Raw genomic sequence first — 1,670 nt, forward strand, 5'->3', positions numbered from 1 at the left:
GGGACGGATCGTTCGTCAGCAATTTCAAATTGGGCACTGCCTACGTTATCGGTCTCACTATACCCACCGACCGAAGTGAGGGCGCCGGCAGACATTCGAGTGATTCCGAGGGGGAGTAAATTTTCCCGCATCTGCGGACTTTCTCGGGTGGACAAGGTTAGGCCAGCCCGAGGTAGAAATAGTCTATAAGCTAATATTATTTGGACTAAAAGAGCATCTGTCACGGGAGCAGCAGTTGGGTTAAAACTGCCAGAATAGGGTCTGAGGCGTGGCACAGAGAGTGCGACTTCAACCCCAGGATAAGCTCTTTGCAAGTAATCGGCATGAAGTGCCGAGAAAAAGGCATCCTGTCGCCAATCCGAGAGCCCCAAAAGTGCACCGATGTTAACGGCAGAGATTCCGGCAGCACAAGCTCGCTCTGGTGCCTCTAAGCGATAGTGATAATTACGCTTAGGTCCAGCGGGATGCACCTCTGCATAGATGATTTCATCGTAGGTTTCTTGAAAGAGCGTAACAGAATCAATCCCTGCCTCATATAGACGTCGGTATTCCTCAGTGGATAGGGGATACACTTCAAGCCCCAGAGAGGCAAACATGGGTCGTAAAGCATGGACACATTCTTCCATATAAGCGGGTCCGCTTTGAGTGCGGGATTCTCCTGTCAAGAGCAGTAAATGCTGTAGTCCAGTCGAAGAGATAGCTTTCCCTTCCTTGATGACCTGTTCGATAGTTAGCTTGCAGCGTACGATTTCATTACCAGCATGGAAACTACAATAGACACATTGGTTACTACAATAATTAGCGAGATACAGAGGGGTAAACAAACCTATCGTGCGGCCAAAATTGCGGATGGTCAGAGCCTGAGCCTTTTGGGCCATGGGTTCCAAGTAAGATTGGGCAGCAGGAGATAGTAAGACTGCTAGATCTTGAGGGCGAAGAGTCTCACGGGCCAACGCTCGCTCGACATCGACTTCGCCAAAACTAGCCCAGACCGAATCAGAAAGCCGGGGTTGCCATTCCCTGATTTGCTCGTAAAACATCGCTTAACCCTCCTGCAAAAAGCCGGTTAAAGGGGAAGAAGCTTCGGCTTTTATCCGACGTTCACCCGGCCCAGCTAGACAGCCTAGTCGCCCTGCGGCTACTGCTAAGCGAAAAGCCTGAGCCATGGATACCGGATCACCTGCCGTCGCAATGGCCGTATTTACAAGCACTGCAGCTGCTCCCATTTCCATGGCCTCAGCTGCTTCTGATGGTCGACCGATGCCCGCATCGACAATAATCGGCAGAGAAATCTCCTCGATCAGAATCCGGATAAGTTCTTTGGTTTGGAGACCTCGGTTACTGCCAATCGGAGCTCCTAGGGGCATGATGGCTGCTGCACCAACTTCTAGCAAACGCCTTGCAGCACCCAGATCCGGGCTCATGTAAGGCAATACTACGAATCCTTCGTTCACCAATTGTTCTGTGGCTTTAAGTGTTTCCCAATTATCCGGCAATAAGTAGCGCTGATCCTGTACTACTTCGATCTTTACCCAGTTTCCACAGCCAGCAGCCTGAGCCAAGCGAGCAATTCGTACGGCTTCCTCAGCAGTACGAGCCCCGGAGGTATTTGGTAATAAAATGGTGTTCTTAGGCATGTAATTAAGAATATTCTCCTGAGGGTTTTTCCA

2 protein-coding genes are annotated in these 1,670 nt (G+C 50.4%); both read right to left on the minus strand.

The window, feature by feature from the left end:
- Nucleotides 1–1,040 (minus strand): 2-iminoacetate synthase ThiH (thiH, locus tag DOT_RS18190; protein WP_009621886.1); only part of this gene is annotated, 1,040 nt, incomplete at its 3' end.
- 3 nt (nt 1,041–1,043) lie between these two features.
- Nucleotides 1,044–1,670 (minus strand): thiazole biosynthesis ThiG family protein (locus DOT_RS18195; RefSeq protein WP_009621888.1); only part of this gene is annotated, 627 nt, incomplete at its 5' end.

Source organism: Desulfosporosinus sp. OT (assembly GCF_000224515.1).
Classification (GTDB): domain Bacteria; phylum Bacillota; class Desulfitobacteriia; order Desulfitobacteriales; family Desulfitobacteriaceae; genus Desulfosporosinus.